At 57.5% G+C, this 17754-nt stretch carries 17 protein-coding genes; 3 read left to right on the top strand and 14 right to left on the bottom strand.

Going from position 1 to position 17754, the window contains the following annotated elements:
* Nucleotides 1-37 precede the first annotated feature (37 nt).
* Together K3169_RS08875 and K3169_RS08880 are read right to left on the bottom strand one after the other, a co-directional pair.
* Nucleotides 38-1813 (bottom strand): bifunctional diguanylate cyclase/phosphodiesterase, encoded by a 1776-nt coding sequence (locus tag K3169_RS08875; protein ID WP_263271061.1) that lies wholly within the window; start codon nt 1811-1813, stop codon nt 38-40.
* A gap of 237 nt (nt 1814-2050) precedes the next feature.
* On the bottom strand, nt 2051-4132 hold the full coding sequence (locus tag K3169_RS08880; protein WP_231675164.1) for a carboxy terminal-processing peptidase: 2082 nt from the start codon (nt 4130-4132) through the stop codon (nt 2051-2053).
* A gap of 142 nt (nt 4133-4274) precedes the next feature.
* On the opposite strand from K3169_RS08880, the gene K3169_RS08885 reads away from it, so the two are divergent.
* Nucleotides 4275-5237 (top strand): NAD(P)H-quinone oxidoreductase, encoded by a 963-nt coding sequence (locus K3169_RS08885; RefSeq protein WP_263271063.1) that lies wholly within the window; start codon nt 4275-4277, stop codon nt 5235-5237.
* Nucleotides 5238-5397: 160 nt separating this feature from the next.
* Here K3169_RS08885 and K3169_RS08890 read toward each other — a convergent pair whose 3' ends face one another.
* The 6 genes from K3169_RS08890 to K3169_RS08915 all read right to left on the bottom strand — a co-directional run bounded on the left by K3169_RS08890 (nt 5398) and on the right by K3169_RS08915 (nt 10861).
* Nucleotides 5398-6051: an HAD family hydrolase gene (locus K3169_RS08890; RefSeq protein ID WP_027899629.1), complete on the bottom strand. Its 654-nt coding sequence runs from the start codon at nt 6049-6051 to the stop codon at nt 5398-5400.
* Between the two features lie 233 nt (nt 6052-6284).
* Nucleotides 6285-7274 carry an ABC transporter ATP-binding protein gene (locus K3169_RS08895; protein WP_099269565.1) on the bottom strand — a complete coding sequence of 330 codons (990 nt, stop codon included), beginning with the start codon at nt 7272-7274 and terminating at the stop codon, nt 6285-6287.
* A gap of 1 nt (nt 7275) precedes the next feature.
* Nucleotides 7276-8073 carry an ABC transporter permease gene (locus tag K3169_RS08900; RefSeq protein WP_263271067.1) on the bottom strand — a complete coding sequence of 266 codons (798 nt, stop codon included), beginning with the start codon at nt 8071-8073 and terminating at the stop codon, nt 7276-7278.
* Nucleotides 8060-8902 (bottom strand): ABC transporter permease, encoded by an 843-nt coding sequence (locus tag K3169_RS08905; protein ID WP_027899626.1) that lies wholly within the window; start codon nt 8900-8902, stop codon nt 8060-8062. The genes K3169_RS08900 and K3169_RS08905 overlap by 14 nt, the downstream gene beginning before the upstream one ends.
* The gene (locus tag K3169_RS08910; RefSeq protein ID WP_122708408.1) at nt 8899-9705 is read right to left on the bottom strand and encodes an alkaline phosphatase family protein; all 807 of its coding nucleotides are present in this window, start codon (nt 9703-9705) and stop codon (nt 8899-8901) included. Before K3169_RS08910 ends, K3169_RS08905 begins: the two co-directional genes overlap by 4 nt.
* An 88-nt stretch (nt 9706-9793) precedes the next feature.
* Nucleotides 9794-10861 carry an ABC transporter substrate-binding protein gene (locus K3169_RS08915; protein ID WP_263271070.1) on the bottom strand — a complete coding sequence of 356 codons (1068 nt, stop codon included), beginning with the start codon at nt 10859-10861 and terminating at the stop codon, nt 9794-9796.
* A 361-nt stretch (nt 10862-11222) separates the two neighbouring features.
* Here K3169_RS08915 and K3169_RS08920 point away from each other — a divergent pair, with 361 nt between their 5' ends.
* Nucleotides 11223-11942, top strand: a complete 720-nt coding sequence (locus tag K3169_RS08920) for a UTRA domain-containing protein (protein ID WP_263271072.1) — start codon at nt 11223-11225, stop codon at nt 11940-11942.
* A 270-nt stretch (nt 11943-12212) separates the two neighbouring features.
* Here the strand turns inward: K3169_RS08920 and K3169_RS08925 are convergent, their stop codons facing one another.
* The 6 genes from K3169_RS08925 to minC all read right to left on the bottom strand — a co-directional run bounded on the left by K3169_RS08925 (nt 12213) and on the right by minC (nt 16700).
* The gene (locus tag K3169_RS08925) at nt 12213-12377 is read right to left on the bottom strand and encodes a hypothetical protein (protein WP_164706249.1); all 165 of its coding nucleotides are present in this window, start codon (nt 12375-12377) and stop codon (nt 12213-12215) included.
* 117 nt (nt 12378-12494) lie between these two features.
* Entirely contained in the window at nt 12495-13784 is a 1290-nt protein-coding gene (locus K3169_RS08930) for a M18 family aminopeptidase (RefSeq protein WP_231675168.1), read from the bottom strand.
* Nucleotides 13785-13967: 183 nt separating this feature from the next.
* Nucleotides 13968-14603, bottom strand: coding sequence for an RluA family pseudouridine synthase (locus tag K3169_RS08935; protein WP_027898646.1), 636 nt, complete (start codon nt 14601-14603; stop codon nt 13968-13970).
* An 80-nt stretch (nt 14604-14683) separates the two neighbouring features.
* Nucleotides 14684-14938, bottom strand: a complete 255-nt coding sequence (gene minE / locus K3169_RS08940; RefSeq protein ID WP_027898645.1) for a cell division topological specificity factor MinE — start codon at nt 14936-14938, stop codon at nt 14684-14686.
* Nucleotides 14938-15750: a septum site-determining protein MinD gene (minD, locus tag K3169_RS08945; RefSeq protein WP_027898644.1), complete on the bottom strand. Its 813-nt coding sequence runs from the start codon at nt 15748-15750 to the stop codon at nt 14938-14940. The genes minE and minD overlap by 1 nt, the downstream gene beginning before the upstream one ends.
* A 209-nt stretch (nt 15751-15959) precedes the next feature.
* Nucleotides 15960-16700, bottom strand: coding sequence for a septum site-determining protein MinC (minC, locus tag K3169_RS08950; protein WP_099269849.1), 741 nt, complete (start codon nt 16698-16700; stop codon nt 15960-15962).
* Nucleotides 16701-16819: 119 nt separating this feature from the next.
* On the opposite strand from minC, the gene K3169_RS08955 reads away from it, so the two are divergent.
* Entirely contained in the window at nt 16820-17752 is a 933-nt protein-coding gene (locus K3169_RS08955; RefSeq protein WP_263271075.1) for a lipid A biosynthesis lauroyl acyltransferase, read from the top strand.
* Nucleotides 17753-17754 lie beyond the last annotated feature (2 nt).

Consider the following 17754-nt stretch of genomic DNA (forward strand, 5'->3'; position numbering starts at 1 on the left):
GTAAGCACCGCCTCCGCAGGGCATTTTGCGCAGCCCATCAGCCCACTTGAGCCAAGCCCAATTCCCGCGTATCAATCACATGCACGCTTGCCCCGACAATGTCTTTGGCGTGATGCTTGGCCTCTGAAGCCAGCTCGGCCAGTTGGCTTGCATCGAGTTCGTTGCAGGATTCGCTGTGTAAATGAATCACGCCGATGGACAGCGACAGCAGAGGAAACTCCTGGCGCTGGCCCTGGCGATTGGAGGCAATGAAGCATCCCGCTTCCAGGTGCTCGGCGCGATAGAAGCGGCGGCACTGATTCTGAAAGTCTTCCAGCAGCAAATTCAGGCGCTTGCGCCAGTCCTCGGAGCCCAGGACCATCAGGAAGTCGTCGCCGCCGATGTGGCCCACGAAGTCCTGGCTAGGGTCGATGCGATCATTCAGGCACTGCGCCAGGCACAGCAATACCTCATCACCACGCCCGTAACCGTAGATATCGTTGAAAGGTTTGAAGCTGTCGATGTCCACGTAGCAAATCATCGACTCGCGCCCTTGCTGCAGTAGGCGAGTCAGGCATTGCTGGATCGGGACGTTGCCTGGCAGAAGTGTCAGCGGATTGGCATAACGGGCCTGCTGGATCTTCAGCTCGGTAATCAGCTTGAGCACATCGATCACCCGGCCAAGCCCCAGATAGCTGCCGTTCAGGGTGATGATGAAGTCCTCCTCGATGCGCTGTCGGGCGCGGCTGGTCAATAAACGACTGACTTTTTGCAGTGACTGGTTCAGTTCAACCGCGAGGAAGTCATCGCTCATCAAACGGCTGATCGGCTTGCGCGCGAACAGCTCGGTGCCGAAGGGTTTGAGCAACACTTCGGACAGCGAATGCCGGTGCACGATGCCACACGGTCGACCCTGGTCATCCAGTACGGCCATGGAGTTCAAGGCCGCCTGCTTGCGAAAGGCTTCGAGCACCGAAGCGGTCGGAGTGCTTTGCTCGACGGCCGGTTGCTCATTGAGCAAGGCGCTCAGGTCGCTGCCTTCGTCGTTCAACGTGGGCATCGCCACAGCGTCCAGTTTTGGCAGCAGCTTGCGGGTGTCGCGGGGAGGTTGTTCCTGCGGACGGCACAGCAGATAGCCCTGGACCAGATCTACACCCATTTCGCTCAATACCGCGAGTTCTTCCGGCAGCTCGATACCTTCTGCGATGACCGAAGCGCGTGAGGCCTTGGCCATTTGCAGCATGGAGCCGACGAATTCACGCTTGACCGCATCCTGATGAATGCCGTCGATGAAGTGACGGTCGATCTTCACGTACTCGGGGCGCAACTCTGACCATAGGCGCAGGCTGGAATACCCAGCCCCGAGATCGTCCATGGCGATGGAAAACCCCATGTCCCGGTAGTGATGCAGAGCGGTATACAGCAGCTCGAAATCTTCCGTGGGGGTTTGCTCGGTCAGCTCGATCACCACCTTGTTGGGCGCAATGCCGTAGCGTTGCAGCAACTCCAGCGTGCGGCCGGGTGGGTGTGAGGACTCCAGCAGGGATTCCGGGGAGATATTGAGAAACAGCTTGCCTTCAAGTCGCTGTTCGCTGAAACGACGGCAGGCACTTTCGCGACAGGCCATTTCCAGCTCGCTCAGGCGTCCGGCATGGCGGGCGACTGCGAACAGGTTGACAGGGGAGTGCAGGGCGCTGTTGGAAGGGCCGCGCGTCAGGGCTTCATAACCCAGAATTCGTCGTTCGGTCAGCGACACGATTGGCTGGAACAGGCTGTGCAGATCGCTATGAGCGAGAATCGAGCTCAGTGCGCTCAGCTGTTCTGTCATGGTCATGGCAATCTCGAGGCAAGAAAAAGGGGGCCAAGCGACGGTACGCTTGAGCCCCCTATTTCACGACAGCTTCATGACTGTTTGATGACGATTGCCATCAAATAGCCATTTCGAACCGTGACTTCCCGTGGGAGCGAATTCATTCGAGAAAGCGTCCTGCAAAGCAATGATGGTTTGCCTGCTCTGCCAATTCGCGAATGAATTCGCTCCCACACTGCATGCCCTATATCACCGGGCTGTCTACTTCTTGGCAACCGAAGCACTCAAGCCCAGATAGTCGATCAGGATACGACCGGTTTCGGACAGATACGCGTCGTCCTCCGGCTTGGCGTTCTCATCTTCTACTGGCAACGCATCTTCGTCTTCTTTCTTCAGCTCTTTCAGCGGCTCTTCACCTTTGGCTTTGCGACGGGCGTTTTCCAGTGCCAGTTGCTTGCCTTCGATGGAGGCGTGCTCGGCACGGCGGTCGGCTTCGTTGAGGCTGACCGTTTTCTCATTCATCAATTGCTTGGCCAGGGCCAGACGATTTTCGATGAACACAAACTCCGCATCTTTGGCCGAACGGGTCTCATGTCGCGACTGAAGCTGGGCCAGGAACGGCTTGAACGGGTCAACAGCCGGTTTGATCGCCGGTTTGATGCTGTCCCATGGCATTGCCTCAGGCAGCGCACTCTCGCCGATTTCCTTGGTGTCGATGATCGACGGATAGGTGATATCCGGCACGACGCCCTGATGCTGGGTGCTCTGCCCGGAAACCCGGTAGAACTTGGCCAGGGTCAGTTTCAGCTCACCGTGATTGAGCGGCTGAATGGTCTGCACGGTGCCTTTACCGAAGGTCTGGCCACCGATGATCAGCGCGCGGTGGTAGTCCTGCATGGCGCCGGCGAAAATCTCCGAAGCCGAGGCTGACAGGCGGTTGACCAACAGTGCCATCGGGCCTTTGTAGAAGGCGCCGGTGTCTTCGTCTTCAAGTACATCGACCTTGCCGTCGGCATTACGCACCAGAACGGTCGGGCCTTTGTCGATGAACAGGCTGGTCAGTTCGGTCGCTTCCTGCAGCGAGCCGCCACCGTTGTTACGCAGATCCAGCACCACACCGTCGACCTTTTCGGCCTGCAGTTCGGTCAGCAGTTTCTTCACGTCGCGGGTGGTGCTCTTGTACTGTGGGTCGCCAGCGCGATACGCCTTGAAGTCCAGATAGAAAGCCGGAATGTCGATCACGCCGAGCTTGTAGTCGCGGCCGTCCTGTTTCAGGTGAAGGATCGATTTCTTCGCAGCCTGTTCTTCCAGCTTCACCGCTTCGCGAGTGATAGCAACGATTTTGCTGGTCTGGTCATTCGGCGCATTGCTGGCCGGAATCACTTCCAGGCGCACAACAGAGCCCTTCGGACCACGAATCAGTTTGACGACTTCATCCAGACGCCAGCCGATTACGTCGACCATCTCTTTGTCGCCCTGAGCGACGGCGACGATCTTGTCGGCCGGTGCGACTTGCTTGGTTTTGGCGGCAGGGCCGGCCGGTACCAGACGGACGATCTTCACGTTGTCGTTGTCGCTCTGCAACACGGCGCCAATGCCTTCCAGCGACAGGCTCATGTTGATGTCAAAGTTTTCCGCGCTGTCCGGAGACAGGTAGTTGGTGTGCGGATCGTAAGACATGGCGAAGGTGTTGATGTATGCCTGGAAGATATCTTCAGCACGTGTCTGGCCCAGACGTGCCAGTTGATTCTTGTAACGCTTGGTCAGCGTTTCCTGAATCTTCGCCGGGTCTTTACCGGCAATCTTCAGACGCAGGACTTCATCTTTGACACGTTTGCGCCACAGATCATCCAGCTCGGCTTCGTTCTTCGGCCAGGCGGCGTCCTTGCGATCCACCAGCAAGCTTTCCTTGGCAGTGAAATCAAGCTTGTCGACGCCTTTGTTCAATTCAGCCAGGGCGAAATCGAGACGCGACTTGATGCGATCCAGATAGCGCTTGTAGATGGTGAAGCCAGGATTCAGATCGCCGCTTTTCAGGAAGTCGTCGAACTGGGTACGCCACTTGTCGAATTCTGCGATATCGCTGGCGAGAAAATAGCTGCGCGCCGGGTCCAGAAGCTTCAGGTAGCTTTCATAGATGATGACCGAACGTTTATCGTCCAGTGGCGGCTTGCTGTAATGGTGCCGTTTGAGCAGCTCAACCACGTTGAGACTGGCAATCACTTCGTCGCGATCAGGCTGGAGGTTATCCCAGCTGCTGGCGGCGAAGGAGCTGGCGGACATCGGCAAAATGCTGAGACCCACAACCAGCGCGAGGGCGGTACTTGGTAAGAAATGCTTCATGCTGATTCGACGCGGGGACAATTGATAACGCATATTAGGCCGTCTTTGGAAGTCGCCGGTTCCGTCGGATCCGGTCGCATAATGCAAGAAAGCCCGTGCTGTTTCAGCTTCGGGCTCAGTCCAGACTCACTATGGAGGCACTGTGAAGGCATTGCAAGGCGTTGAAGGTCGTGTGGAATGGGTCGATGAGCCAAGTCCGGCTCTGGATGTGGGGCAAGTTCGTATCAAAGTTGCCGCTGCAGGTTTGAATCGGGCCGATTTATTACAGCGTGCGGGGCTCTATCCGCCGCCTCCCGGGGCGAGTGAAATTCTCGGAATGGAGTGTTCTGGCGTGATCGCCGAAGTCGGTCCCGGCGCGTCCTGGCAAGTGGGCGACAGAGTCTGTGCGCTGCTGGCTGGCGGGGCGATGGCCGAAGAAGCGGTGGTTGATGGGCGGCATGTCCTGCCGGTTCCTGAAGGCTTGTCACTGGCCGAGGCCGCCGCCATTCCGGAAGTCTACGCCACCGCATGGCTTAACCTGTTTCAGCTCGCGGGTCTCAAACCCGGCGAGAAAGTGTTGTTACATGCAGGGGCAAGTGGAGTTGGTTCAGCTGGTATTCAGCTTTGCAAGGCGTTTGGCAACCCTGTCTGGGTCAGCGTGGGGTCGGCAGATCGTCTGGAGTACTGCATCGAGTTGGGCGCGCAGGGCGGCGTCGTGCGCAATGAAAGCCTGGACAGCCTCAAGGATTTCGCGCCGTTCAACGTGATCCTTGATCCGGTGGGCGCGAACTATGCCGAGCTTAACGTCAAACTGCTCGGTGTCGATGGTCGCTGGGTGCTGATCGGTTTGATGGGTGGCCGCGAGGCACAACTGGACATGGCACAGGTTCTGGGTAAACGCATCCAGTTACTGGGTTCGACGTTGCGCAGCCGTGACGACACATTCAAGGCTGATCTTTTGCATGATCTCGGGCAGCACGTCTGGCCACTGTTCACCGAAGGCCGCCTCAAGCCCCAACTGGCCCGCAGCTATCCGATCAACGACGCTGAAGCGGCTTATGCCGAGCTGGCAGGCAACAAGGTCAATGGCAAGCTGGTGCTGGTGATTGACGAGAGCCTGGTTTAAAGCCAGTGCACAGAACCGGTAGGAGCCAACTTGTTGGCGAGGCGGTGTGTCAGCAAACACTTTTGTGTCTGAACCGACGCTTCGCGAACAAGTTCGCTCCTACCGGATTCGATTGAATCCGTAGGGCCGGATTTATCCGCGAGGTCGTCAGTGAAAGGCGCTACTTCCAGCTATGCACCGGCCAACCGGCTTTCTGCGCATGCTCCAGCAAGGTCGGGTCCGGATTCACCACATGCGGGTGATCCACCTTGAGCAGCAGCGGCAGATCATTGCGTGAATCAGAGTAGAAGCTCGCACCTTCAAGGTTTTCACCTTCTGCGTCCAGCCATTCCATGAGGCGGGTAATCTTGCCTTCGCGGTAGGTCAGGGTGCCCACGGTCTTGCCGTTGTAAACGCCGTGCGCCACATCCAGTTCAATGGCCAGCACTTCATCAATGCCGATGCGTTCCGCGATCGGTTTCACCAGATGAACCCCGGACGCTGAGATCACCAGAATTCGGTCACCTGCAGCGCGGTGTTCGGCGATGCACTTGGTCGCGTCACTGAAAATAATCGGCTCGATGTAATCCTCGACCCACGGTCCGACCAGATGATCCACTTCTTCCGGGGTACGGCCCAGCATCGGCTCCAGGCTGAAGGCCATGTAGTCCTCCATCGCCAGTTTGCCTTCGCTATAGGCCTGCATCAATTCGTGGTCGCGTTTGATGAATGAGGCTGAGTCAACCCAGCCAAGCCTGGCCATCTGCTCGCTCCACAGGCTGGCGCAGTCACCGGCGATCAGGGTTTCATCCAGGTCAAAAATTGCTAAAGCCATTTAAAGCTGTCCTCAGTAAGTGCAGGTTATTCCGTAGAAGATCTCTTGGTATCCCTGACACCGCGCTGTTGCGCAGCAAACGGGGACCTGTAGGAGTGAGCTTGCTCGCGATTTGGTTCGTTAATTGGAGAACATATTGCCTGAACTGACGCTATCGCGAGCAAGCTCACTCCTACAGAGACCTCATTTCAAATCAGATTGTTATGTTTTGTTTGATATGAGCGGTGTAGCTGCTAAGCCACCTCGCAGAGTGCCGAGGCATCAATCCTCAACGTCACTCGCGTCCCGTCAGCGAGCAAATCCTCTGCCGAGCGATTGAGCACGTCCACCACCAACTCCACACCGCGGGCCTCGACCCGATAGCGGATCACGTTGCCCAACAGGCTGTGGCTGCGGATTTGCCCTTCAAGTTCGCCGGTCAGGCTCAGTTGAATGGACTCCGGACGAATCGCGATGCGGCTGTTGATCGGCCGTTGCATCAACCGGCTGGCGTCTTCGGCTTCGAGCAGGTTGTAGTTGCCAATGAAGCCTGCGGCGAAAACATCCACCGGGGCAGTGTAAAGGGTTTCGGCATCGCCGCTCTGCACGATACGACCCTGATTCATCAGGAAGATGCGATCGGACATGGTCAGCGCTTCTTCCTGATCGTGGGTCACGAAGATTGTGGTCAGGCCCAGCTCACGCTGAATGGCGCGAATCTGCTCGCGCAAGTGCTTGCGAATCCGTGCATCCAGCGCCGACAACGGTTCATCCAGCAGCAACAGACGCGGGCGAGTCACCAGCGAGCGGGCGAGGGCCACGCGTTGGCACTGGCCGCCGGACATCTGATGCGGATAGCGGCTGGCGAAATCGGTCAGTTCAACCAGCTTCAACACCTCGGCAACCCGCTTGTGGGTGTCGTCGGCATTGACCTTCTGCATACGCAGGCCGAAGGCGACGTTCTGCTCCACAGTCATGTTTGGGAACAGCGCGTAGCTCTGGAACACCATGCCGATGTTGCGCTTCTGTGGGGTGACTGGGACCAGATCGACACCGTCCAGCAGAATGCGCCCGCTGTTGACCGAGGTCAGCCCCGCAATGCAGCGCAGCAAAGTTGACTTGCCACAACCGGACGGGCCGAGCAGGGTGACGAACTCACCGCGCTCGATGGTGCAGTTGATGTCACTGAACACCGCTGTGCTGCCGTAATTTTTCTGCAGGTTTTCGACGCTGACAAAACTCATATCAGTCTTTGTCCTTATTCAAACGATTGGCGGCCAGGGTCAGCAGCAACACGAAGAGGAAGTAGGAAATCACCAGCGCACTGTTGAAGTGACCGCTGCTGTTACGCATGTTGTTCAGGTACACCTGTAAGGTTTCGTAGCGTGTGCCGACCAGCAGGTTGGCGAACACGAACTCGCCGAACAGGAAGGAAAACGACAGCAGCAGGGCGACCATCAAACCTTTGCGCAGGTTGGGCAGTACCACCAGAAACGCTGCTTGCCAGGTATTGGCACCGAGTAACTGCGCCGCGTCCATCAGGTCGGTCAGATTGATCGCTTGCAGGTTGTTACTGATCGCCCGGTACATGAACGGCAGGGCAACGGTGAAGTAGCAGCCGATCAGAATCCAGGGCGTACCGACCATCGCGAACGGCCCGGAACCATATAACTGCAGCAGGCCCACGGACGATGCAACCGGGGGCACCGCGAAGGGCAGCAGGATCAGGATGTTCATCAGCGCATCAAGCCGCGGGAAGTGGTAATGCACCACGAACAGCAGCGGCAGGATCAGCACCACCGAGAGAATCAGCGCGCCCACACAGACCAGCAGCGATTGACCAAACGCAGCGAGGAAGCGCGGGTCGCTCCACAGCGCGACGTACCATTTGAAGGTCAGGCCACTGGGCAGAATGCTTGCCGACCAACTGGTGGCCAGCGAGTACAGCAGCGTACCGGCCAGCGGCAGCAGCAGGATGAAGAACAATAGATAAACGACCGCCCGGTGATAAAACCGTGCCGGGCCTCTTTCAGCGCGAGACATGGTAGCTCCTCTTCAGCAACCACTGATGAACGACGGTGACCAGTGTCATCAGGCCGACCAGAATCATTGCCAAAGCGCTGGCCATGTTCGGATCAAGACTGATATCGCCTGCGACCATGGCTGCAATGCGGATCGGCAGCACGTTGAAGTTGCCGGTAGTCAAGGCGTACACCGTGGCGTAAGCGCCCAGCGCGTTGGCCAGCAAAATCACGAAGGTGCCGAGCAGGGCGGGAGTCAGTACCGGCAAACCGATGTAACGCCAGAATTGAAAGCTGCTGGCGCCGAGCAACGACGCCGAATCACGCCAGTCCTGACGCAACGCGTCGAAGGCCGGGTAAAGCAGCAACACGCCAAGGGGGATCTGGAAGTAGGTGTAGAGGATGATCAGCCCGGTTTTCGAATACAGGTTGAAGTCTTCGATGATCCCCGCCTGCTTGAGCATCAAGGTTACAGCGCCGTTGAAGCCCAGCAGAATGATGAACGCAAAGGCCAGAGGGACGCCGGAGAAGTTGCTGGTCATGTTGGCGAACGAATTGACGAAGTCCCGCAGGCGAGAGTCCACATTGCGCAGCGAGTAACTGCCCAGCACCGCAATGATGATGCCGAACAGGCTGGACCAGAAGCTGATCTCCAGGCTGAACTGCATGGCCTGACGGTAGAACCGCGAGTCGAAGGCCTTGATGAAGTTTTCGAGGCCCCAGCCTGCTTCGGAATGCAGGCTGTTGATCGCTACCCAGCCGAGCGGCGCGATCTGAAACACGAAGAAGAACAGTGCAAACGGCAGCAGGCAGAGAAGCCCGAGCCATTTACCGCGATTTTGGGTGCTCACTTGAGAATCTCCCGGCATAACGGTTTGTCGTGGGGCACACCGAGCAGTTCGCAGACAGTGCCGCACAACTCGGTTTGCCTTGGCGTCGCCTCAGGGTTCAGGTTGAACGCATCGCCCAGCACGAACAGTGGGACTTCGCGTTCTTCGGGCAGCAGGCCGTTGTGGGAGCGGTCGTTGTTCATGCCGTGATCGGCGGTGATCAATACCTGATAACCGGCGTCGAGCCAGCCTTGCAGGTAATCCGCGATGATGATGTCAACGCTGCGTGCGCTGTTGCGGTATTGCGGGCTGTCGAGGCCGTGTTTGTGCCCGGCGTCGTCGATGTTCATGGGGTGAATCAACAGCAGATTCGGCGTGTGCCTGACGCGCAGACTCTCTGCGTCGGCAAACAGGTGCGAATCGGGGTAATGGTCAGCGTAATAAAAGTGTCCGTGCTGAATCGGTAATTTCACGTCATCCGTGTGGCGATCACGGGCGGCATCGAACGGCGTGCGATTGTACAGTTCACTGACCCAGTGATAGGCCGCCGCGGCGGTACTGAGCCCGGCATCGGTGGCGTAGTGGAACATGCTGCGTTGGTTCGATAACCGGGAAACCTGGTTGTGGACGATGCCGCTTTCAATCGGTGGTACGCCCGTCAGGATGCATTCGTACAGCGGGCGCGAGAGTGCCGGCAATTCGCATTCCAGCTTGTAAAGCGAAGCTCGACCTGCGTTGGCGTAAGCCTGCAGATGGCCCATCGCGTGTCGGGCCACTTCGTAGTTAAGGCCGTCGAGCACGATGAGGATGACATTGTGTTTCATGAGCCAATCGCTCCGGCAGGGTGTGTCACAGGCTGATACTTGGGCGTAAAGATAAAAAAATGGCCTCATCCTTGAGGCCTTTGGTGCATCAGTTCATTTCGACGATGACTTGCTCGTTCCACATCTGTGGCAGTGCCTTGGACGTCTTCTCCCATGCTGCTGCGTTTTTGATCGGCGTCACGCCTTTGTACTGTTCGTTCGGCAGCAGTTTGGCCTGAACGTCTGCTGGCAGTTTGATGTGCTCAGCACGGATCGGGCGTGCGTTGCCCTTGGCCAGGTTGATCTGACCGGCATCACTGAAGATGTACTCTCGAGCCAGTTTGGCGGCGTTAGGGTTTTTCGCGTATTTGTTGATGATGGTGGTGTAGCCGGAAATCACCGAACCATCGGACGGGATCAGCACCACGTAGTCATCCGGGTTGGTCATCTTGGCCTTGTAGCTCAGGCCGTTGAAGTCCCAGACGATGCCCACTTCAACTTCGCCTTTTTCCATGCTCTGGATGTTCGGGTTGTTGAGGGCCAGACGCTTCTGCTTGGCCAGTTCAGTGAACAATTGCAGGCCTGGCGCGATATTGCTTTCGTCGCCTTTCATGGCAATCGCAGCGGCCAGAACGCCATTGGCGGCCTGGGCTGCGGTGCTCACGTCACCCACGGTAACCTTGTACTTGCCGTTCTTCAGGTCAGCCCACTTGGTGGGTACTTCAGAACCGTGCAGCAGTTTTTTGTTGACTACAAAAGCGATGGTGCCGGTGTAGGCCAGTGCCCAGTGACCGTCTTTGTCTTTGGCCCAGTCCGGGACCTGATCCCAGGTGCTTGGCTTGTACGGTTGGGTCACGCCTTTAGCCGCAGCGATAGGGCCGAAGGCCGCGCCGACGTCACCGATGTCAGCGCTGGCGTTGTCTTTTTCCGCGTCGAACTTGGCGATTTCCTGGGCCGAGCTCATGTCCGTGTCCATGTGCTTGAGGCCGTATTTGGTCTGCAAGTCAGTCCAGGTGTCTTTCCAGTTCGCCCAGTCGTCCGGCATGCCAACACTGTTGACTGCGCCTTCAACCTTCGCGGCTGCTTCAAGGGTTTTCAGGTCAGCGTCTGCCGCCATGACGGACGTGCTGAGAGCGATAGCGGAACCGAGGAGTGATGCCAGCAAAAGGTGTTTCATTCGAAGCTCCTTGTGCACTTCTGAAAGATCTTTTTAGAAGTGATCGTTGCGGGTTGGTTGGTCTAGGTCAGCAATACCTGAGCCAAGTTAAGCTTTTTCGATGACATTTTTATGTTGGCGACGCGCATTGGTCGCTTGGCGCGCGGTCAGTCAGCGTTGCGCGGGGTAAGCGTAGACCAAGATGCAAGCCTTGATCTGAAAGGCCTTCAGCGGTTTTTTACGTGAGGCTGGCATGGTTTGTGATGGGCGTTGTCATGGAGCAGTCATCTACACTCCGTAGGCTGTTTCCATGCACCATCGTGTGCAACGAGAATAAACAGCGCGCTGTTTTGGCGCTGGTCTAGTCCAGAAAGGAAGCCTGATGCGCGAAGAAGTGCCCCGTGCGGTCACAACGATCTGTAATGCCCTGCAAGAGCAGATCGAGCATGGTCTTTTGCCGCCTGGCAGCAAGTTGCCTGCCGAGCGTAAATTGAGTGAGGTGTTCGATACCACGCGCATCACCTTGCGTGAGGCATTGGTACAGCTCGAAGCGTTGGGGCTTATCTATAGAGAGGAACGGCGCGGGTGGTTTATTTCACCGCCACGCTTGGCATACGACTTGATGCGCCGTAGCCACTTTCACGCAATGGTCAGTGCTCAGGGGCGAGTCGCTGACACTCAGGTTATCTCTGCGCGTCTGCAACCGGCCTCGGCGAAGATCTGCGAAATGCTTCAATTGCCTGCGCTGTCCAGCGTGATCCAGATTTGCCGTGCGCGACGCATTGATCGGCGTCTGGTGTTGTACGTTGAGCATTACCTTAATCCCGAATACTTCCCCGGCATCCTCGATTACGACCTCAATCAGTCACTGACCGAGCTGTACGCCAGCCGCTATGAGTTGCGTTACGGTCAGGTTCGCTTCGAAATGGTTCCCACCGCCTTGCACGCCGAAGCCTCTGCGGCGCTCAAGGTTTCACTGGGCAGCCCTGGATTGCGTATCGCGAGAGTCAACTTCGATCAGAACGAGCGCTTGATTGACTGTGATCTGGAGTATTGGCGACATGACGCGATACACGTGAGTGCGGTGGTGCGGGATATTTGAGGGATTGCCAAATAGTAAATCTCATTCAACCGGACCTGTAGCAGCTCACTAGCGACGCATTCTTACCTGATCAAATCGATTTTTTGTTGGAGCGAGGCTTGCCCGCGAAACAGAAGGCGCGGTATCGCAGACACACCGCGTTGTTGCTCTTCGCGGGCAAGCCTCGCTCCAACAGGTCGCTGTTTGCCGCGAGTTAACGAGGGATCACGGACATCGGGACCGCCCCAGCAGGTCTTGGTTTCGGTGGGATATTCCTCAGAGTTCGTCCTCTCAACTCAGCTTCTCCAGAATCTTGAAAACGACAGTGCCCAGAATCCCGATCATCCCCAGCCAGATCATGAACACGCCGCTGTTGCGCTCTTGGTAGCTGTAACCAATGCATAACAGCAGCATACCCGCGAGAATCGGTAGCAGAGTCGAGAAAAAGGCGCCCATGACGTCCCACTTTCAGAGACTGATGGATTCAGTCCAGGCGGGTTTGGACGTTATCGCGTTGATATAAGGCAGGCCTTGGTAAGCAGGCACAGAACTCGTGCCTGCCCCGGTATTTAATTATGGCAACTCATGACTCGCATAAAACGCAGTCAACACCTTAACCAGATGCGCCAGGTCCTGACTGCCCGCCAATTCCCGGATCGAGTGCATGGCAAACGTCGGCAAGCCGATGTCCACGGTGCGCACGCCCAGGTGGCTGGCGGTGATCGGGCCGATGGTTGAACCGCAGGCCATGTCGCTGCGCACCACGAAGCTCTGCACCGGTACTTCTTCAGCCATGCACAGATGGCGGAAGAACCCTGCGGTTTCGCTGTTGGTGGCGTAGCGCTGGTTGCTGTTGACCTTGATCACCGGGCCTGCATTGAGTTTCGGGCCGTGGTTGGCGTCGTGTTTCTCGGCGTAGTTGGGGTGAATGCCGTGAGCGTTGTCGGCGGAGACCAGCAACGATTTCTGGATCGTACGCACGTAATCTGCTCCGTCCGGCAGCAGGCGCTGAATGATCTGCTCCAGCATCGGCCCGTCCGCACCACAGGTCGACGACGAGCCCACTTCTTCATGATCGGTGCAAACCAGCAGGCAGGTCTCATCAGTGTCTGTGCCGAGCAGCGCTTGCAGGCCGGCGTAGCAAGACAGCAGATTGTCCAGACGTGCACCCGCGATGAAGTCGGCGTTCAACCCCACCACTGCGGCGCTTTGCGTGTCGTAGAAACTCAGCTCGTAATCAAGCACCACATCAGCATTCAGACCATGTTCGCGTGCCAGTTGGTCGGTGAGCAGGGCGCGGAAATCGGCCCGCTCATCACCGGCTACCTGAGCCAGAATCGGCGGTAGCTCGGTTTGTGGGTTGATCGTCCAGCCTTCGTTTGCAGTACGGTTAAGGTGGATCGCCAGGTTGGGGATCACGGCAATCGGCTGCTTGAAGTCGATAAGCTGGCTTTCGACCTTGCCATCGCGGCGGAAAGTAACGCGGCCAGCCAGGGACAAGTCACGGTCGAACCATGGCGCTAGCAGGGCACCGCCGTAGACTTCGACGCCCAGTTGCCAGAAGCCCTGGCGCTGCAATTCAGGTTGTGGCTTGACCCGTAGGCATGGGCTGTCGGTATGAGCGCCGACCATGCGGATGCCGCCGGTCAAAGGCGACTGACGACCCATGCGGAACGCCACGATAGACGAGTCATTGCGGGTGACGTAATACCGGCCACCGGTTTCGGTGGCCCAGGTTTCGCGCTCGTCCAGGCGCTGGAAGCCAGCAGCTTCAAGGTGTTGGACGAGGGTAGCGGTTGCATGGAAAGGGGTAGGAGAGGCCTTGAGGAAATCAATCAGGCCTTTGTTCAGCTCATCGCGCATAAGTCACTCCAGACAGCAATGGCGGGAGTTTACCGTATTGGCGGGGCGATGTTGGCAAGTCATTGAAGGCAGTGTGACCTTATCGCGAGCAAGCTCGGCTCCCACAGGGAGAATTCGATCTCATGTGGGAGCCGAGCTTGCTCGCGATTCAGGCGCCGCAAATATGAAGCTCGCTTCAGGTAATCAAAACGGCGCAGGACACTCAAACCGCAACCGCTCGCCGCTCTGCGGATGGGTAAAGCTCAACATGCTCGCATGCAGGCACAGGCGCGGATAAGCCGCCAGGGCTTCCGGATGTGCATACAGACCATCGCCCAGCAACGGATGCCCGATCGACAACATATGAACCCGCAACTGATGCGAGCGCCCGGTAATCGGCGTCAGTTCGACACGGCTGTAATGACCGCAGCGCTCCAGTACCTTCCAGAACGTCTGCGCATGCTTGCCAGCTTCGTGATCCACCACATGCCGGGGCTTGGTAGGCGGGTCATAACGCAAGGGCAGGTCGATGCTGCCGCTGTCCAGCGTCGGTTCGCCCCAGCACAGCGCGGTGTAGGCTTTTTCGGTTTCCCGGTCATGAAACTGTCTGGACAGCTCGCGATGTGTATCCGGGTCGCGGGCCAGCAGAATGATCCCGGAGGTTTCCCAGTCCAGACGATGGACGATGCGGGCTTCCGGGTAGCCGTTTTCCTGCAGGCGGGTGATCAGGCAATCCTTGTTGTCCTCGGCGCGGCCGGGGACGGAAAGCAGCAGGGTAGGCTTATCAATCACCAGAACGGCAGCGTCCTGATGAATGATGCGGATGTTCGACAACGGCATTTAACGGCCTCTAAACGCAACGGCGGCATCAGCCCCACTCTTGAGAATGGTGCTGATGCCGCCGCAGGCAACTGCCGGATCTAGCGATCTGGCAGGGTGATATTGAGTTCCAGAATCGAACAGCTACCCTGGTTTTCCAGAGCAACCTGCACATCGTTGGACTCGATGTTGACGTACTTGCGGATCACTTCGACCAGCTCTTTTTGCAGGGCTGGCAGGTAATCCGGAGTCGTACGCTGGCCGCGTTCATGCGCCACGATGATCTGTAGACGCTCTTTCGCAACCGACGCGGTGCTGACTTTTTTGCTGGCACGAAAGAAGTCGAAAATGTTCATCAGTTACCCCCGAACAGGCGTTCGAAAAATCCTTTCTTCTGAATGTCCAGGAAACGGTGCTCGCGCTCTTTGCCCAACAGACGATCAACCGCATCGCTGTAGGCCTGACCAGCATCGCTCTGATCGTCGAGGATGACCGGTACGCCCTGGTTGGAAGCTTTAAGCACTGCCTGGGACTCCGGGATCACGCCCAGCAGAGTCACCGCGAGGATTTCCTTGACGTCGTCGACGCCCAGCATCTCGCCCTTGCTCACACGCTCCGGGTTATAGCGGGTCAGCAGCAGGTGTTCCTTGATCGGGTCTTCGCCGCGCTCTGCACGACGCGATTTGCTGGCCAGCAGGCCCAGCATACGGTCCGAGTCACGCACCGACGATACTTCCGGGTTGGTCACGACGATGGCTTCGTCAGCGAAGTACATCGCCAGGTGAGCACCGGTTTCAATACCAGCAGGGGAGTCGCAGACGATGTACTCGAAGGATTCCTTGAGTTCCATCAGGACTTTTTCCACGCCTTCTTTGGTCAGCGCGTCTTTGTCGCGGGTCTGGCTGGCCGCCAGCACGAACAGGCCTTCGATCTTTTTATCCTTGATCAGAGCCTGTTGCAGGTTGGCTTCGCCGTTCACCACGTTGACGAAGTCATATACCACACGACGCTCGCAGCCCATGATCAGGTCGAGGTTACGCAAGCCGACGTCGAAGTCGACGATGACAGTTTTGTGGCCGCGCAGTGCGAGACCGGTACCGATGGCGGCGCTGGTGGTGGTCTTGCCCACACCACCCTTGCCGGATGTAACCACGAGAATCTTGGCCAAGGTGTATCACCCCTAGAGGAAAAGGACAGTTAGTCCTGAATAGCGTCCCTTGAAGCGGCGACCGTCGAACAATGATGGAAATTGAAAGCTGCCAGGCATCCTACCTTGGGAGCGATTTGCCAGGAACGATGGATGCTCCCGGATTTCCTACTGCCTTTGCTACGTTTTCGCGACGAATCAGGGATGCTTTGAAAATGGCGCAGTATCCGTTAAAGCCGGATGATGTTCAACACGTCACCTGACAGGCTGACCTGTACCGACGTACCCCAGAGTGGATCCCTGCGTAAATCTTCGGAAACCTTGTATTGCCCGGCGATGGATATCAGCTCGGCACCCATTTGCTGACAGAAGATTCGCGCCTTGGTGTCGCCTTTTATCCCTGCCAGCGCACGGCCGCGCAATGGACCGTAAACATGGATGTTGCCGTCGGCGAGAAGTTCCGCACCGGGACTGACCGGGGCAATCACCACGAGATCGCCGCCTTGGGCATAAATCTGCTGGCCGCCGCGCACCGGCGTAGTGATCACACGGGTTGGTTTGACGGTCGGCTCTGGCGGGGTTTCGACTTTTTTCTTCGCCGCTTCACCTTCCAGCGGATCCAGTGGGCGCTCGCGGGCACCTGAAGGCGGCAATACGGGCAAATCGATTGCGATGGCTGCAGCGATGTCTTCGATACGGTTGGCGCGGATCGCCAGTGTGCGCAGGCCATGCTGACGGCACACCCGCATCAGGCCGGGCAGATCCACGGCGCCGCTGTCGGCGGGAAGTTTGTCGAGGGCCAGCACCAGCGGGGTATTACTGAAGAAATTCGGTGCCTGGGCCACTTTCGCCGCCAATTGGCGGTCGAGGGCCTCAAGGTTGTTACGGGCCAGCTCCAGCACAGTGATGGCGAGCATGCTGCCCTTGAGTTGGAAGACGGGTTCCAGTTCTTGCGATTCGTTTTGGCTCATGGTCGGCATACAACGGCTTGTCGCTAAAAGTGCCGAGACTTATAACGATAACGCCCGCTAGCCGCAAGCGGGGTCGAACCGTTGTAGAATGCGCGGCCATGGTTTTGATGGACGCTTTAATGGATCGCCCGCGTTTTCGAGCTTATTTTCTTCACCCCCGTTTCTGGCCGCTGTGGCTGGGACTCGGGCTATTGTGGCTGGTTGTTCAACTACCATTCCGCGCGCTATTGATCATCGGGCGGTTACTGGGCGCGGTGATGTATCGGGTTGCCGCTGATCGCAAATACATTGCTTCGCGCAATCTGGAGCTGTGTTTCCCGCATCTGACCAGCGATGAACGCAAGCGTTTGCTCAAGGAAAATTTCGCGTCTACGGGCATCGCCTTTTTCGAAATGGCCATGAGCTGGTGGTGGTCGAAGGAGCGTCTAGCCAAACTGGCGCACATCGAAGGCCTTGAACACCTGCAGGCCGCACAGCAGCAAGGGCAGGGCGTGATTCTCATGGCGCTGCATTTCACTACGCTTGAAGTGGGCGCTGCACTGCTGGGCCAGAAACATACGATTGATGGCATGTACCGCGAGCACAAAAACGCGCTGTTCGATTTCGTTCAGCGTCGCGGTCGTGAGCGTCACAATCTGGACTCCCTCGCGGTAGAGCGTGAAGACGTCCGCGGGATGCTCAAGCTGCTGCGCACAGGCCGGGCCATCTGGTACGCGCCGGATCAGGACTACGGTGCAAAGCAGAGTGTTTTCGTCCCGTTGTTCGGCATTCAGGCCGCTACCGTGACGGCCACCAGCAAATTCGCCAAGCTGGGGCGCGCTCAGGTCGTACCCTTTACTCAGCAGCGGCTAGCGGACGGCAGTGGTTATCGACTGGTTATTCATCCGCCTTTGCAGGACTTTCCTGGCGAAAGTGATGAAGTCGATTGCCTGCGCATCAATCAATGGGTAGAAAGTGCCATTACGGAGTGTCCGGAACAGTATCTCTGGGCGCACCGTCGATTCAAAAGCCGACCTCCGGGCGAGCCAAAAATCTATAAAAAGCGTACGTGATC

It is taken from the genome of Pseudomonas phytophila (genome assembly GCF_025643095.1).
Lineage (GTDB): Bacteria > Pseudomonadota > Gammaproteobacteria > Pseudomonadales > Pseudomonadaceae > Aquipseudomonas > Aquipseudomonas quasicaspiana.

What these genes read in the sequence shown, in the direction of transcription:
- K3169_RS08875 (WP_263271061.1), bottom strand. Translation starts at nt 1,813, where the DNA reads ATGACCATGACAGAACAGCTGAGCGCACTGAGCTCGATTCTCGCTCAT.
- K3169_RS08880 (WP_231675164.1), bottom strand. Translation starts at nt 4,132, where the DNA reads ATGAAGCATTTCTTACCAAGTACCGCCCTCGCGCTGGTTGTGGGTCTC.
- K3169_RS08890 (WP_027899629.1), bottom strand. Translation starts at nt 6,051, where the DNA reads ATGGCTTTAGCAATTTTTGACCTGGATGAAACCCTGATCGCCGGTGAC.
- K3169_RS08895 (WP_099269565.1), bottom strand. Translation starts at nt 7,274, where the DNA reads ATGAGTTTTGTCAGCGTCGAAAACCTGCAGAAAAATTACGGCAGCACA.
- K3169_RS08900 (WP_263271067.1), bottom strand. Translation starts at nt 8,073, where the DNA reads ATGTCTCGCGCTGAAAGAGGCCCGGCACGGTTTTATCACCGGGCGGTC.
- K3169_RS08910 (WP_122708408.1), bottom strand. Translation starts at nt 9,705, where the DNA reads ATGAAACACAATGTCATCCTCATCGTGCTCGACGGCCTTAACTACGAA.
- K3169_RS08915 (WP_263271070.1), bottom strand. Translation starts at nt 10,861, where the DNA reads ATGAAACACCTTTTGCTGGCATCACTCCTCGGTTCCGCTATCGCTCTC.
- K3169_RS08920 (WP_263271072.1), top strand. Translation starts at nt 11,223, where the DNA reads ATGCGCGAAGAAGTGCCCCGTGCGGTCACAACGATCTGTAATGCCCTG.
- K3169_RS08925 (WP_164706249.1), bottom strand. Translation starts at nt 12,377, where the DNA reads ATGGGCGCCTTTTTCTCGACTCTGCTACCGATTCTCGCGGGTATGCTG.
- K3169_RS08930 (WP_231675168.1), bottom strand. Translation starts at nt 13,784, where the DNA reads ATGCGCGATGAGCTGAACAAAGGCCTGATTGATTTCCTCAAGGCCTCT.
- K3169_RS08935 (WP_027898646.1), bottom strand. Translation starts at nt 14,603, where the DNA reads ATGCCGTTGTCGAACATCCGCATCATTCATCAGGACGCTGCCGTTCTG.
- minE (WP_027898645.1), bottom strand. Translation starts at nt 14,938, where the DNA reads ATGAACATTTTCGACTTCTTTCGTGCCAGCAAAAAAGTCAGCACCGCG.
- minC (WP_099269849.1), bottom strand. Translation starts at nt 16,700, where the DNA reads ATGAGCCAAAACGAATCGCAAGAACTGGAACCCGTCTTCCAACTCAAG.
- K3169_RS08955 (WP_263271075.1), top strand. Translation starts at nt 16,820, where the DNA reads ATGGATCGCCCGCGTTTTCGAGCTTATTTTCTTCACCCCCGTTTCTGG.